This is a genomic window from Sulfitobacter sp. HI0027 (genome assembly GCF_001634775.1).
Lineage (GTDB): Bacteria > Pseudomonadota > Alphaproteobacteria > Rhodobacterales > Rhodobacteraceae > Sulfitobacter.
On the sequence record NZ_LWER01000172.1, the window covers coordinates 39,330 to 53,076 of the forward strand.

Annotated in this window: 12 protein-coding genes and 1 pseudogene; 7 read left to right on the forward strand and 6 right to left on the reverse strand. The window is 60.3% G+C overall.

The window, feature by feature from the left end:
* The first annotated feature begins 11 nt into the window (after positions 1 to 11).
* On the forward strand, positions 12 to 911 hold the full coding sequence (locus A3722_RS10955) for a ParB/RepB/Spo0J family partition protein (RefSeq protein WP_067630797.1): 900 nt from the start codon (positions 12 to 14) through the stop codon (positions 909 to 911).
* Here A3722_RS10955 and hemW read toward each other — a convergent pair.
* From hemW to rph, 3 genes are read right to left on the reverse strand one after another with little or no spacing between them, the layout of a single operon-like run.
* The gene (hemW, locus tag A3722_RS10960) at positions 908 to 2,062 is read right to left on the reverse strand and encodes a radical SAM family heme chaperone HemW (RefSeq protein ID WP_067630801.1); all 1,155 of its coding nucleotides are present in this window, start codon (positions 2,060 to 2,062) and stop codon (positions 908 to 910) included. The two genes, A3722_RS10955 and hemW, sit on opposite strands and share 4 nt — an antisense overlap.
* The gene (gene rdgB / locus A3722_RS10965) at positions 2,055 to 2,666 is read right to left on the reverse strand and encodes an RdgB/HAM1 family non-canonical purine NTP pyrophosphatase (protein ID WP_067630805.1); all 612 of its coding nucleotides are present in this window, start codon (positions 2,664 to 2,666) and stop codon (positions 2,055 to 2,057) included. Before rdgB ends, hemW begins: the two co-directional genes overlap by 8 nt.
* Positions 2,663 to 3,376 carry a ribonuclease PH gene (gene rph, locus A3722_RS10970; protein WP_067630810.1) on the reverse strand — a complete coding sequence of 238 codons (714 nt, stop codon included), beginning with the start codon at positions 3,374 to 3,376 and terminating at the stop codon, positions 2,663 to 2,665. The genes rdgB and rph overlap by 4 nt, the downstream gene beginning before the upstream one ends.
* 110 nt (positions 3,377 to 3,486) lie before the next feature.
* On the opposite strand from rph, the gene hrcA reads away from it, so the two are divergent.
* Entirely contained in the window at positions 3,487 to 4,551 is a 1,065-nt protein-coding gene (hrcA, locus tag A3722_RS10975) for a heat-inducible transcriptional repressor HrcA (protein ID WP_067630814.1), read from the forward strand.
* Positions 4,552 to 4,560: 9 nt separating this feature from the next.
* Entirely contained in the window at positions 4,561 to 5,124 is a 564-nt protein-coding gene (locus tag A3722_RS10980) for a nucleotide exchange factor GrpE (RefSeq protein WP_067630818.1), read from the forward strand.
* Between the two features lie 29 nt (positions 5,125 to 5,153).
* On the opposite strand, the gene mutS is transcribed toward A3722_RS10980, so the two are convergent.
* Complete coding sequence (mutS, locus tag A3722_RS10985) at positions 5,154 to 7,775, reverse strand: DNA mismatch repair protein MutS (RefSeq protein WP_067630821.1); 2,622 nt, start codon at positions 7,773 to 7,775, stop codon at positions 5,154 to 5,156.
* A 194-nt stretch (positions 7,776 to 7,969) separates the two neighbouring features.
* On the opposite strand from mutS, the gene A3722_RS10990 reads away from it, so the two are divergent.
* Entirely contained in the window at positions 7,970 to 10,228 is a 2,259-nt protein-coding gene (locus A3722_RS10990) for an NADP-dependent malic enzyme (protein ID WP_067630824.1), read from the forward strand.
* Positions 10,228 to 11,103, forward strand: a complete 876-nt coding sequence (locus A3722_RS10995) for a ribokinase (RefSeq protein ID WP_082849453.1) — start codon at positions 10,228 to 10,230, stop codon at positions 11,101 to 11,103. Before A3722_RS10990 ends, A3722_RS10995 begins: the two co-directional genes overlap by 1 nt.
* A 16-nt stretch (positions 11,104 to 11,119) precedes the next feature.
* Here A3722_RS10995 and msrA read toward each other — a convergent pair whose 3' ends face one another.
* The gene (msrA, locus tag A3722_RS11000) at positions 11,120 to 11,785 is read right to left on the reverse strand and encodes a peptide-methionine (S)-S-oxide reductase MsrA (RefSeq protein ID WP_067622262.1); all 666 of its coding nucleotides are present in this window, start codon (positions 11,783 to 11,785) and stop codon (positions 11,120 to 11,122) included.
* A 154-nt stretch (positions 11,786 to 11,939) separates the two neighbouring features.
* Between msrA and A3722_RS11005 the strand changes: the two genes are divergently transcribed.
* Positions 11,940 to 12,638, forward strand: coding sequence for a branched-chain amino acid aminotransferase (locus tag A3722_RS11005; RefSeq protein WP_067622265.1), 699 nt, complete (start codon positions 11,940 to 11,942; stop codon positions 12,636 to 12,638).
* A 67-nt stretch (positions 12,639 to 12,705) separates the two neighbouring features.
* Positions 12,706 to 13,119 (forward strand): DUF7282 domain-containing protein, encoded by a 414-nt coding sequence (locus A3722_RS11010; protein ID WP_067622268.1) that lies wholly within the window; start codon positions 12,706 to 12,708, stop codon positions 13,117 to 13,119.
* Positions 13,120 to 13,266: 147 nt separating this feature from the next.
* Here A3722_RS11010 and A3722_RS11015 read toward each other — a convergent pair.
* Positions 13,267 to 13,747 (reverse strand): annotated as a pseudogene (locus tag A3722_RS11015) (argininosuccinate synthase domain-containing protein); the annotation flags it as partial.

A 13,747-nucleotide genomic window follows, 5' to 3' on the forward strand; every position in this document is an offset into this window, starting at 1 on the left:
AAGGTGGCAGTATGGCAGATAAACAAGAGCGTAAACGGGGCCTTGGCCGGGGGCTTTCGGCACTGATGGCGGATGTAGCTGAGACAGAGAGCGTGGCCGCCAAGGGGGCCGCGGCGGCGGAGCAGTTCGTTCCGATTGAGCGGATCAAGCCGAACCCAGATCAGCCGCGTAAACGGTTTGAGCAAGAGCATCTGGACGATCTCGCCGCATCTATCAAGGAAAAAGGGGTTATTCAGCCCCTAATCGTGCGTGCGCTGGACAATGGTAACTTTGAGATTGTCGCGGGTGAGCGGCGGTGGCGTGCTTCCCAAATCGCGAAGATACATAGCCTTCCGGTCATCGTGCGCGAGTTCACAGATGTTGAAGTGCTCGAAGTTGCGATCATCGAAAACATCCAGCGGGCCGACCTGAACTCGGTCGAAGAAGCGGCGGGTTATCGTCAGCTGATGGATAAGTTCGGACACACGCAGGAGAAGATGGCAGAGGCTCTTGGCAAGAGCCGGAGCCATATTGCGAACCTTTTGCGTCTGTTGAACCTGCCGGATCCGGTCCAGGAAATGGTGCGTCAGAATGAATTAAGCGCGGGGCACGCGCGGGCGCTGATCCCTGCGAAGGATCCGATGAAATTGGCCCAGCAGGTCATCAAGGGTGGCCTTTCCGTGCGCGCAACCGAAGCGTTGGTCAAGAAAGATCAGGCTGGCGAGCGTGGTAATATGGTAAATAAAGAGCGCCTCTCGCAGCGCTCAGAGAAAGACGCCGATACTCAGGCGCTTGAAGGCGACCTGTCAGCTAACCTTGGTATGAAGGTTAGTTTGGACCATAAACCGGGCCAAGAAGCGGGTAAGGTGACGTTGCACTATACTACGCTTGACCAGTTGGACGAGATCTGCCGCCTGCTGGGCGGGTCCTAGGGCAAAAGCGTTTCGATCACGGCGTTTAGAACAATAACGCCTTGATCGGAAACGATTAATCTGTCTGCGTCGCGATTTGCCATGCCGATATCTTGCAGGTGATCGACGGCCTTTTCGTCGATTTCTTGCCCGGCGATCTCGACGTAGCGAGCCAGATCGACGCCTTCTTTCAGGCGCAGACCCATAAGGAGAAACTCGGTCGCCTGTTCGCTTCGGCTGATGGCGGCGCGGGGTTTCTCCGCTTGGCCTTTCGCGACACCATCAAGCCACCGTTGCGGATTGCTATAGGCGACGGTTGCCAACTTCTGTCCGTCAAGCGTCAGCCGTCCGTGCGCGCCGGGGCCGATACCGATATAATCGCCGTAGCGCCAATAGATCAGGTTGTGACGCGATTGGGCGCCATCGCGCGCGTGATTTGAAACCTCATAGGCGGGCATGCCCATATCGTTGCAAATGTCTTGTGTCAGAGTGAACATATCCGCGCCCAAGTCTTCGTCGGGCAGGCCGCGCAGCTTGCCACGGGCATAGCGGTCGCCGAAAGCAGTGCCTTGTTCGATGGTCAGTTGGTAGAGCGAAATATGGTCTATCGCAAGCGATAGAGCCTGCTTTAGCTCGGCTTCCCATTGGGCCGCGGTCTGATGCTGACGGCCATAGATAAGATCGAAACTGATCCGTTCGAACGTATTGCGGGCGATGTCGAAAGCCGTCAACGCCTCTTCAGTAGAGTGCAGGCGGCCCAAACGCTTGAGATCTGAATCGTTGAGCGCCTGAATTCCCATAGAGACACGTGAAACGCCGGCTTGTCGGTAGGCGGCGAAACGGCCTGCTTCGACAGAACCGGGGTTGGCTTCGAGGGTGATTTCCAGATCATTTGCGGTGGGCCAGTGCCGCCGGATCGCGGCAATGATATCGGCCACGACATCGGGGTCCATCAGGCTGGGTGTGCCGCCCCCGAAAAAGACTGCGTTGAGGACGCGGCCCGGTGTCTCATCCGCCGCTCTCTGCAGCTCTGCCAGATAGGCATCACGCCAGGCGGTTTGGTCAATCCGGCGGCTGACATGGCTGTTGAAGTCGCAATAGGGACATTTCGCCTCGCAAAATGGCCAGTGGATATAGAGGCCGAAGCCGCCCTGTTGCCAATCTTCAGCCAAAACAGCCCGCAATCAATTTCGCAAAAGCATCGGCGCGGTGGCTGATGCTGTTTTTCTGTTCTGCGTCCATCTCGGCGAATGTGATGTCATGCCCATCGGGTTGGAACATCGGGTCATAGCCATGCCCTTGTTCGCCACGCATGGGCCAGACCAGCGTGCCATTTACCTTACCCGCAAAGACTTCGTCGTGGCCATCGGGCCAAGCCAGCACCAGCGTTGCGCAAAAGCGAGCGCGGCGCGGGTGGGGGGCGTTTCTTCCCTCCAGCAGGTCCCGCGTTTTGGTCATGGCCATGATAAAATCGCGGCCATTCTCGGTCTCTGCCCAGTCGGCGGTATAGACACCGGGGGCGTTGTCCAGCGCTTCGACCTCAATGCCGGAATCGTCAGCCAAGGCGGGCATGCCGGTGGCCTTGGCCGCCGCATGTGCCTTGATCCGCGCGTTGCCAACGAATGTGGCCTCGGTCTCTTCGGGCTCGGGCAGGTCCATCTCTGCCGCGCCGACGACCTCTACCCCGTGGGGCGCGAAAAGCTGGCGCATTTCGTCCAGTTTGCCCGCGTTATGGGTGGCGATCAGGATCCGGCTTTCGGTGAACTTGCGTGTCATGCGGTGACCGATTTCTGAATCGCGGCCAGTTCGCCGACGCCTTTTTCGGCCAGATCCATCAGCTGGTTCATCTGGTCGCGCGTATAGGTAGAGCCTTCGGCGCTCATCTGGACTTCGATCAGCTTGCCGGACCCGGTCATGATGAAGTTACCGTCAACGCCAGCCTCAGAGTCTTCGGGATAGTCGAGGTCAAGCACCGGCTGACCTGCATAGATGCCACAACTTACCGCAGCGACCGGGTCAACCAGCGGATCAGAGACGACATCGCCCGCTTTCATCAGTTTGTTCACGGCCAAACGCAGGGCAATCCAACCGCCGGTGATCGACGCGCAGCGGGTGCCGCCATCGGCCTGAAGCACGTCACAATCGACAGTGATCTGACGCTCTCCCAGAGCGGAGCGGTCGACACCGGCGCGCAGGGCGCGACCGATCAGGCGCTGGATCTCGACCGTGCGGCCCCCTTGCTTGCCGGAGGCCGCCTCTCGGCGCATCCGCGTGTTGGTGGCACGGGGCAGCATGCCGTATTCTGCGGTGACCCAACCTAGACCGGAGCCTTTGATAAACGGCGGCACGCGGTCTTCGATCGTGGCGGTGCACAGCACATGGGTGTCGCCCATCTTGATCAGGGCCGACCCTTCGGCGTGTTTGGTGAAACCTGTCTCGATCGAGACGGCGCGCATTTCATCGAGTTTCCGGCCAGAGGGACGCATGACATATCCTTTTTGATGTTGCCCGGGGATACCGCCCCACAAGGCTTTGATGCAACCCCGATTGACGTTTGCCCGGCTTGTACCTTTATTGGGGAAGAGAGCGAGCACCAATGAAAAACACGCCTGAATTGCTGAAAGACATGAACGACCGATCCCGCGAAGTGTTTCGTCGGGTGGTCGAAGGCTATCTGGAAAGTGGCGATCCCGTCGGGTCGCGCACGCTGACGCGCGACTTCAGCGAAAAGGTTTCGGCAGCGACGATCCGCAATGTGATGCAGGATCTCGAATACATGGGGCTGCTCGACAGCCCGCATGTCTCGGCCGGGCGGATTCCAACCCAATTGGGGCTGCGGATGTTCGTCGATGGCATGATCGAGATCGGCGACCCGACCGAGTTGGACCGCGAAAAGATTGACGCGACGCTGGGCAATAATTCGTCCGATGTGGGCGGGCTTTTGGACCGGATTGGCTCTGCCTTGTCGGGAGTTACGCATGGCGCCTCCCTTGTGCTGACGCCGAAGCACGAAGCGCCAATCAAACATATCGAATTCGTCTCTCTGTCGCCTGATAGGGCCTTGGTTGTGCTCGTCTTTTCCGATGGCCATGTGGAAAACCGGCTTTTCACGCCTCCGCCGGGGCAAACGCCCAGTTCGATGCGCGAGGCGGCGAATTTTCTGAATGCTTTCGTTGAGGGCAAGACCCTCAGCGAATTGCAACGCAGCATCAAACATGAGATCGCCAAACGCCGTCAGGAGATTGACGTGTTGGCCCAGCAACTGGTCGAGAGCGGTGCCGTGCTCTGGGACGCAGAAGGGGAGCATTCCGAACGCTTGATTGTCCGGGGCCGGTCGAATCTGCTGAGCGGGGAGGGGGAAGCCGAAGACCTCGACCGTATCCGCAGCCTCTTTGATGACCTTGAGCGCAAGCGAGACATCGCCGAATTCCTCGAACTGGCCGAAGATGGGGACGGTGTGCGCATTTTTATCGGCTCCGAAAACAAACTTTTCTCACTTTCGGGTTCCTCTCTGGTCGTTTCCCCTTATATGAACGCTGATCGTAAGGTGATCGGCGCCGTGGGTGTCATTGGCCCGACACGCTTAAATTATGGACGTATCGTGCCGATTGTGAACTACACGGCACAACTGGTGGGAAAGCTGATTTCCGACCAGAACTAGAGGTGGAACATGGCAGAGCCGAAAGAAAACGACTTTTTGGACGAGATCGACAGCGCCGAAGCTGAAGAATACGCCGAAGACATGGCCGAGATCGACGAAGAAGCCCTTGCGGTGGAAGAGTTGCGCGCTGAGCGTGACCAATACCGCGACCGTTTCATGCGCGCGCTGGCCGATGCCGAGAACGCGCGCAAACGCTCCGACAAGGATCGTCGAGAGGCTGAGAACTACGGCGGCTCCAAGCTCGCCCGTGACATGCTGCCGGTCTACGACAACATGAAACGCGCGCTGGAAACCACCACCGAAGAGCAGAAAGAGGCTTTTGGGCCGCTGCTGGAAGGTGTGGAACTGACGATGCGCGAGCTGCTGAACGTCTTTAAGAAGCACGGCATCGAAGTGATCGCACCCGAAGTGGGCGACAAGTTCGACCCCAAGCATCACGAAGCGATGTTCGAAGCCCCGGTGCCCGGCACCGTCGCGGGCGAGATCATTCAGGTCGCCGCCGAAGGCTTCATGCTGCACGACCGTCTGCTGCGCCCCGCACAGGTTGGGGTGTCTTCGACCCCGGCGAGCTAAGCCCAGTCAGATATCTTTGAAAGAGGCGGTCAGGATTTGGCCGCCTCTTTCAGTTTGTAGATCAGTTCAAGCGCTTCACGGGGGGAGAGTTCATCGGGGATGATCTCTTTCAGCCTTTCCTCGACAGCCGATGTTGTCGCGGGCTTCGGCTGTGGAGTCGGGCTGACGGCGAACAGCGGCAGATCGTCGATCAGGGTCTTTTGCGTCGCGCCGCCTTCGCGCTCGCCTTTTTCCAGCGCCTCCAGCACCACGCGGGCGCGTGCGATCACCGGCGCAGGCAGGCCCGCCAGTTGCGCGACTTGCACCCCGTAAGACCGGTCCGCCGCGCCTTTGCGCACCTCATGGAGGAAGACGACCTCGCCCTCCCATTCCTTGACCGCTACCGTGGCATTGTCGACACCCGGCAACTTGCCCGCCAGCGCCGTCATTTCATGATAGTGCGTGGCAAACAGCGCCCGTGTCCGGTTAACGTCGTGCAGATGTTCCAGCGTCGCCCAAGCGATGGAGAGACCATCATAAGTGGCCGTGCCGCGGCCAATTTCATCAAGGATGACCAAGGCGCGGTCATCCGCCTGGTTCAGGATCGCGGCGGTTTCGACCATCTCCACCATGAAGGTCGAGCGGCCCCGCGCCAGATCGTCCGATGCGCCGACGCGGCTGAAAAGCTGGCTGATAACGCCGATATGGGCCGAGCTTGCGGGCACGAAACTGCCCATCTGCGCCATCAGCGCAATCAGGGCGTTCTGCCGCAGGAAGGTCGATTTACCGGCCATGTTCGGGCCGGTCAGCAGCCAGATGTTCGCGGCTTCGCCCTCGGCACTAAGGTCGCAGTCATTGGCGATGAAAGGCTCGCCCGATTGTTGGGTCAAAGCGCGCTCAACCACCGGATGCCGCCCGCCTTTGATGTCAAATGCCCGAGACATATCAACGCGCGGGCGGGTCCAATTTTCGCTCCGCGCAAGGTCAGCCAGACCTGTCGCAAGGTCGACCTCAGCCAGCCCGGCAGAGGTTTGGCCAATCTCTGCGGCATGTTCCAGAATGGCACTGCGAAGGCTTTCGTAGAGCCGTTTTTCGATCTCCTGCGCATGGTTGCCAGCGTTGAGGATTTTCGTCTCCAACTCAGACAACTCTACGGTGGTGAACCGCACTTGGTTCGCCGTTGTCTGACGGTGGATAAAGGTCTCTGACAGGGGTGGAGAGAGCATCTTTTCCGCATGGGTCGCGGTGCATTCGACGAAATAGCCCAAGACATTGTTATGCTTGATTTTGAGCGACGAAATCCCTGTATCAGAAACAAATTGCTGCTGCATGCCCGCGATCACGCCGCGCCCTTCGTCGCGCAACTCGCGTGCGGCGTCGAGGTCTGCATCGTGGCCGGGCGCGATGAAGCCGCCATCCCGCACCATCAGCGGCGGTTCGGCGACCAAGGCTTGATCCAGCAGGTCGATGAGGTCGCCATGACCCTGCAAACCTTCGGCGGCCTCGCGCAGCAGATCTGGCAGCTCCTGTTGTGTTAGGCTCTGGTGTAAAGCCTCGGCTTCGATCAACCCGTTGCGGATCGCGGCAAGGTCACGCGGGCCGCCCCGGTCAAGCGAAAGTCGCGACAATGCGCGGTCGAGGTCCGGAACATTGCGCAGCCGACGGCGCATGTCTTCGGCAAGACGGGCATTCTCATGGGCAAAGCTGACCGCATTGGCGCGGGCGGACACCACGTCAACGACCCGCGAGGGGCTTGAGATCCGCCGTTCCAGCAGGCGCGCGCCCCCGGCGGTGACGGTATTGTCCATGATCGACAGCAAAGACCCGCCCCGCCCGCCATTCAGAGAATGCGTCAGTTCCAGATTGCGCCGGGTTGCCGCGTCGATCTGTACGGTACGGGCTTCGGCCTCTTTCTGCGGGGGGCGGAGCAGGGGCAGCTTGCCGCGTTGCGTGATTGTGAGGTATTCTATTACCGCGCCCATGGCCGAGACTTCGGCGCGGGTGAAGCTGCCGAATGCCTCAAGCGTCGCGATATCAAACAGGTCGCAGACCCGCTTTTCCGCGCTGGTGCTGTCAAAGGCCGAGCGGGCCAAGCCCGTCAGCGCGATCCCGAAATCAGAGACGACTTCGTGCAATTCACTCTCTTTCGCCTCAGAGACGATCAATTCAGACGGCGAGAGGCGGGCCAGTTCCGGCCCCAGACGAACCTGCGCCAAGGGCATCACGTGGAACGCACCGGTAGAGATATCGACCCATGCCATCGCGCAGGCATCCCGCACCTCGGCAAAAGCGGCGAGGTAGTTGTGGCGGCGTGCTTCCAACAGGCTCTCTTCGGTCAGCGTGCCGGGTGTGACCAGCCGCACCACATCGCGTTTCACGACTGATTTATGACCGCGCTTTTTGGCCTCGGCAGGGCTTTCCATTTGTTCGCAGACAGCCACCCGAAACCCTTTGCGGATCAGGGTCAGCAGATAGCCCTCGGCAGCATGAACCGGCACGCCGCACATGGCGATGTCTTTGCCCTGATGCTTGCCGCGTTTGGTCAGCGCGATGTCCAGCGCTTCGGCAGCGGCCACGGCATCGTCGAAAAACATCTCGTAAAAATCGCCCATGCGGTAGAACAGCAGCGCATCTGCGTGGTCCGCTTTAAGCTCAAGATATTGCGCCATCATTGGCGTTACTTTTTCTGTCTGCACGGCGGCCCCCTATTGCAGCGCGGACCCTACAAAACCCCCCGAAGCAGGGAAAGGGGGTGCAGGCGTGATGGGCGGCCTTTATCGGGCAATTTTGCTCTGACGCGGCGCTTGCGTTGTGCAGGCGTCCGATCGTGGCTAAGAAGATTCCAAAGCAAGGGAAGGGCCATATCGTGACCAGAAAGAACCGTATCACCTCTGAAGAGGCGCTTGCCTTTCACCTTGAGCCGACTCCCGGCAAATTCGAGATCTCAGCCACGGTGCCGATGACCACCCAGCGGGACCTCAGCCTCGCCTATTCCCCCGGCGTGGCGGTGCCCTGCGAAGCGATCGCGGAAAACCCCGAGACGGCCTATGACTACACCAACAAGGGTAATCTGGTCGCGGTGATCTCAAACGGAACGGCGGTGCTGGGCTTGGGGAACCTCGGCGCGCTGGCGTCCAAGCCGGTGATGGAGGGCAAGGCGGTTCTGTTCAAACGCTTTGCCGATGTGAACTCGATCGATATCGAGCTTGATACAGAGGATACCGAGGCATTCATCAACGCCTGCAAGCTGATGGGCCCAACCTTTGGCGGCATCAACCTCGAAGACATCAAAGCGCCTGAGTGTTTCATCATCGAACAACGTCTGAAGGAAGAGATGGACATCCCCGTCTTCCATGACGACCAGCACGGCACGGCGGTGATCTGTGCCGCGGGGCTGATCAACGCGCTGCATCTGTCGGGCAAAAAGATCGAAGACGTGCGCATCGTGCTCAACGGTGCGGGTGCTGCAGGGATCGCCTGTCTGGAACTGCTTAAGGCCATGGGCGCGAAACACGACAATTGCATCATGTGCGACACCAAGGGCGTGATCTATCAGGGTCGTACCGAGGGTATGAACCAGTGGAAATCGGCCCATGCCGCCAATACTGAGCTGCGCACGCTTGAAGAGGCGATGAAGGGGGCGGATGTGTTCCTCGGCGTTTCGGTCAAGGGCGCGGTGACGCCTGCAATGGTCGCCTCCATGGCCGATAACCCGGTGATCTTCGCCATGGCGAACCCGGATCCAGAGATCACCCCCGAAGAGGCCCATGAGGTCCGTATGGACGCCATCGTCGCCACCGGGCGGTCGGATTATCCGAACCAAGTTAACAACGTGCTGGGCTTTCCCTATCTCTTCCGCGGTGCGCTGGATATTCACGCACGCGCCATCAACGATGAGATGAAGATCGCCTGCGCCCATGCTTTGGCGCAGCTGGCGCGTGAGGATGTGCCCGATGAGGTGGCGCTGGCCTATGGCCGCACGCTGAGCTTTGGTCGCGACTATATCATCCCCACGCCCTTTGATCCGCGCCTGATCCACCGCATTCCGCCTGCCGTGGCCAAGGCGGGGATGGACACAGGGGCGGCGCGGCGGCCGATCATCGATATGGATGCCTATGAACTGGGTCTGAAATCGCGGATGGACCCGACGGCGAGCATTCTGCGCGGCATCAACGCCCGCGCTCGGGCCAATCAGGCGCGGATGATCTTTGCCGAGGGCGATGATCCCAAAGTACTGCGCGCGGCGGTCATGTACCAGCGCGCCGGGCTGGGGAAAGCCTTGGTCGTGGGCCGCGAGGACGACGTGCGCGCCAAGCTCGAAGAAGCGGGCATGGAAGATGCGGTGCGCGAGTTGGAGGTGGTGAACGCTGCCAATACGCAGCATTTGGAAACATACAAAGATTTCCTTTATGGCCGTCTGCAGCGCAAAGGGTTTGACCGCAAAGACATCCACCGCCTTGCTTCGCGCGATCGTCACGTCTTCGCGGCGCTGATGCTGGCGCATGGACATGGCGATGGTCTGGTCACCGGGGCCACGCGCAAATCGGCGCATGTTCTGGAACGGTTGAACCATGTCTTTGAGGCCAATGCCGAAGCCGGAGCCGCAGGCATCACGGCGTTGCTGCACAAGGGGCGCATCGTCTTTATCGCGGACACGCTGGTTCATGAATGGCCCGATGAGAACGATCTGGCTAATATCGCTGAAAGCGGTGCCCGCGTAGCGCGGCATCTGGGGCTAGAGCCGCGGGTGGCCTTTGTCAGCTTCTCGACCTTTGGCTACCCCGTCTCGGAACGCGCCGAAAAGATGCACCTCGCGCCCGAAGTGCTCGACCGGCGCGGCGTCGATTTCGAATACGAAGGCGAGATGACCGTCGACGTGGCTCTGAATGCGGCCAGTCAGGCGAACTACCCGTTCTCGCGGCTGACGGGGCCTGCCAATATCCTCGTGGTGCCAGCGCGGCACTCGGCCAGCATCTCGGTCAAGCTGATGCAAGAGATGGCGGGGGCCACGGTGATCGGGCCGATCCTTACGGGATTGGACAAGTCAATTCAGATCTGCTCCTCCACCTCCACGGCGAATGACATTCTTAACATGGCCATTCTCGCGGCCTGCAAGGTGGGCTGATGATCTGGAACCTCGGCTCTATCAACGCGGATAACTTCTATCTGTTGCCCCATCTGCCGGGGCCGGGAGAGACCATTTCGGCCCGCAATTTTCGACAAGGGCTGGGCGGTAAGGGGGCCAATATGTCGGTTGCCGCCGCCCGCGCCGGGACGCGGGTGATGCATGTCGGCGCGCTGGGGGCCGATGGCGGTTGGGCGCTGGAAAGGCTGCTGGAATACGGGGTCGAGACGGCGCATATCACCTTGATGGAGGGGGTCACCGGCCACGCCAATATCGCCGTTGATCTTGAGGGTGAGAACAACATCGTCATCTTCCCCGGCACCAACCACGAAATCACCGATGAGATGATCGGCGCGGCGCTGAGCGAGGCCTCCTCTGGCGATTGGCTGTTGATGCAGAATGAGACCAACGGCCAGCGGTTCGCGGCCCGGACGGCAAAGACATTGGGCCTGCGGCTGGCCTATGCCGCCGCGCCTTTCGATGCCGGGGCGGTCACGGCGATTCTAGACCAGATCGATCTGTTGGTATTGAACGAGGTCGAAGCGGCGCAGCTTAGGGCCGCGACGGGGGGCGAGCTGCGACAACTGCCTGTCGATGACATCGTGGTGACACTGGGCGCCGGGGGCTGCGAATGGGTCTCTAACAAGGCGCATCTGGTCGAAAGCTACCCTGCCTATCGGGTCGAGGCGGTGGATACGACCGGGGCGGGGGATACCTTTACCGGCTATCTGGTCGCGGGGGTGGACCGGGGGATGACCATGCCGCAGGCGATTGATCTCGCGATGCGCGCCGGGGCGCTGATGGTCATGCGCCATGGCACCGCGGATGTGATCCCCGACCTGAAAGAAATCCGGGATCACGATTTTCGTACCTAAGCGATCGGTGTCGCGGTTACTTTACGAAGGGTGCCGCGCTGCCCCAAAGCTGTTTCACACGGGCATCCCGGCCACAGCCGTTGCGGTAGCGTTTGTAGGCGACTGACTTTTTGACCGCCACGCCGACACTGCTGAAGGCCAGCCGTTCGCTGCTTTTGTAGTAGTCTTGGTGGTAATCCTCAGCCGGATAAAACGGCGCATCGCCAAGGATTGGGGTCACGACCTTAGCGCCAAGGGCGGTCTGCGCCTCGGCCTTGGCCGCCTCTGCGGCGCTTTTCTGCGCGGGGCTGCCCGCAAAGATCGCGGTGCGGTAGCTTTCCCCTCGGTCACAGAATTGGCCGCCCGCATCCGTCGGGTCGATTGAGCGGAAAAAGAGGTCCAGCAGCGTTTTGCGGCTGACCACGTCTGGGTCGAATTGGATTTGCACGGCCTCATAATGGCCGGTGTTGCCGCCGGTGACCTGTTTGTAGGTGGGGTTCTGGGTGCGCCCCCCGGCAAAGCCCGAGACGGCTTCTTTCACGCCTTTGACGGATTCGAAATCCGCCTCGACGCACCAGAAACAGCCGCCTGCGACGGTCAGTACCTCGGTTTGCGCCGCTGCGGCAGGACGGTTCTGCGCCGCGAGGCCCAAGGTGATGGCGAGGGTCAGAATGGCGGGTTTGAACATTGTTTTTCGGAACATGATGGTCCTCCTCTGGCGTAGGGTTGCCGCTGGGACTGAGATAGCGCAAGGCCGGGGCAGGGGAAGTCACGCGCTGGTGAAGGCAATTTACCACTTGGCGAGATAGCGCGTTCTTTCTAGCGTTCCGGCTTCAACGGCAATGGGGAAACCTTTCATGCGAATTGCGATGTGGTCAGGGCCACGCAATCTAAGCACCGCGATGATGTATAGTTTCGGGGCGCGGCAGGACTTTACCGCGATGGATGAGCCTTTCTACGCGGCCTATCTGAAGGCGACCGGGTTGGAACATCCGATGCGCGACGCCGTGCTGGCGGCTCAGGAGCAAGACCCTGCGCGGGTGCCCTTGGGGTTTGTGCAGGACGGCGCGCGGCATCTTTATATGAAACATATGGCGCAGCATATGATCGACGGGTTTCCGCTGGACTGGGCGGAGGATTGTGTGAACATCCATCTGATCCGCCATCCCGCACGGGTGATCGCGAGCTACGCCGCGAAACGTGAAGCGCCCCGTTTGGCGGACATTGGATTTGACCGACAGCTTACGCTGTTTGAGCGTTTGGGCGGGCTGGTCATCGACAGTGGCGATATCCGTGCGGACCCGGCGGGGATGCTGCGCAAACTCTGCGCCGCGATCGATCTGCCTTTCGACCCAGCGATGCTGCACTGGTCTGCCGGACCCCGCCCCGAGGATGGGGTTTGGGCCCCGCATTGGTATGGGGCGATCCATCAAAGTACCGGGTTTGCCGGGCCCGAGGGGGATTTGCCCGTGCTGAGCGGGGCGAATGCTGAGGTTATGGCCGCCGCCTTACCCTATTATGAGCAGCTATTTGCGGAACGTCTTAAAAATTTCTGAAATCTGCGAAACTTATTTTGGGTCGCTGTCGTGACTACGGCGTTATTTCAAACGGAGGGAAAACCAGATGAAAAAATTTGCAAGCACCGTAGTCGCCCTGTCCATGATCGCCGGTGGCGCATGGGCTGATGCCCATGCCATGGCAATGGTCGAAGCGTCGGGCCAAGATGTTTCGAATGGCGTCGTTAGCGCCGATAAAGTGATGGCAGGAGAGAATGGCTGGCTGGTCGTGCACCGCACCGATGCCGACATGAAGCCCGGCCCTGTTGTGGGCTATGCGCCGCTGCGTGCGGGTGAGAACACCGACGTGGTCGCGATCCTGCAAGAGGACGTGGCTTCGGGTGATATGCTGATGCTGATGGTGCATTCCGAAGATGGCGGCATGAAGACCGGTGTGTTCGAATACACGCTGGGCGCCAAGGAAGACGGGCCGATCAAGCCAAACGGCGAATTGGTGATGAAAGTCGTCACCGCCGATTGATTTGGCATTGATAGGTGTAGAAAGGCCCGGGCGGGAACGTCCGGGCCTTTTGCGTCTGTGCGCGGGGCAGACCGCCGGGGGCGCTGCCCCCGGACCCCCGCGGGTATTTAAGAAAGGATGAAGAGGGGAATTAGGTCCCCTCTTGGCTCAGCCTTTGGTGCGCTTATCGCGGGCGGCGAGGAGTTTGAGGCGCAGGGCGTTCAGTTGGATGAAGCCTGCGGCGTCTTTTTGGTCATAGGCGCCGGCGTCGTCTTCAAAGGTGACATGGGCCTCGGAATAGAGGCTGTGATCGGACCAGCGACCCACGGTGCGGACATGACCTTTGTAGAGTTTCAGGCGCACGGTGCCGGTGACATGGGCTTGGCTCGCGTCGATGGCGGCTTGCAGCATGGTCCGTTCGGGGCTGTACCAGAAGCCGTTGTAGATCAGTTCGGCGTATTTCGGCATCAGCTCGTCTTTGAGGTGCATGGCGCCGCGGTCGAGGGTGATGGATTCGATGCCGCGGTGGGCTTCGAGCAGCAGGGTGCCACCGGGGGTTTCGTAGATTCCGCGGGATTTCATGCCGACGAAGCGGCCTTCGACGAGGTCGAGACGGCCACAGCCGTGCCGCTTCGTCGGCATGAAATCC

Coding starts and splice junctions, on each gene's coding strand:
- A3722_RS10955 (WP_067630797.1), top strand. CDS start 12: ATGGCAGATAAACAAGAGCGTAAACGGGGCCTTGGCCGGGGGCTTTCG.
- rdgB (WP_067630805.1), bottom strand. CDS start 2,666: ATGACACGCAAGTTCACCGAAAGCCGGATCCTGATCGCCACCCATAAC.
- rph (WP_067630810.1), bottom strand. CDS start 3,376: ATGCGTCCCTCTGGCCGGAAACTCGATGAAATGCGCGCCGTCTCGATC.
- hrcA (WP_067630814.1), top strand. CDS start 3,487: ATGAAAAACACGCCTGAATTGCTGAAAGACATGAACGACCGATCCCGC.
- A3722_RS10980 (WP_067630818.1), top strand. CDS start 4,561: ATGGCAGAGCCGAAAGAAAACGACTTTTTGGACGAGATCGACAGCGCC.
- mutS (WP_067630821.1), bottom strand. CDS start 7,775: ATGATGGCGCAATATCTTGAGCTTAAAGCGGACCACGCAGATGCGCTG.
- A3722_RS10995 (WP_082849453.1), top strand. CDS start 10,228: ATGATCTGGAACCTCGGCTCTATCAACGCGGATAACTTCTATCTGTTG.
- msrA (WP_067622262.1), bottom strand. CDS start 11,785: ATGTTCCGAAAAACAATGTTCAAACCCGCCATTCTGACCCTCGCCATC.
- A3722_RS11005 (WP_067622265.1), top strand. CDS start 11,940: ATGCGAATTGCGATGTGGTCAGGGCCACGCAATCTAAGCACCGCGATG.
- A3722_RS11010 (WP_067622268.1), top strand. CDS start 12,706: ATGAAAAAATTTGCAAGCACCGTAGTCGCCCTGTCCATGATCGCCGGT.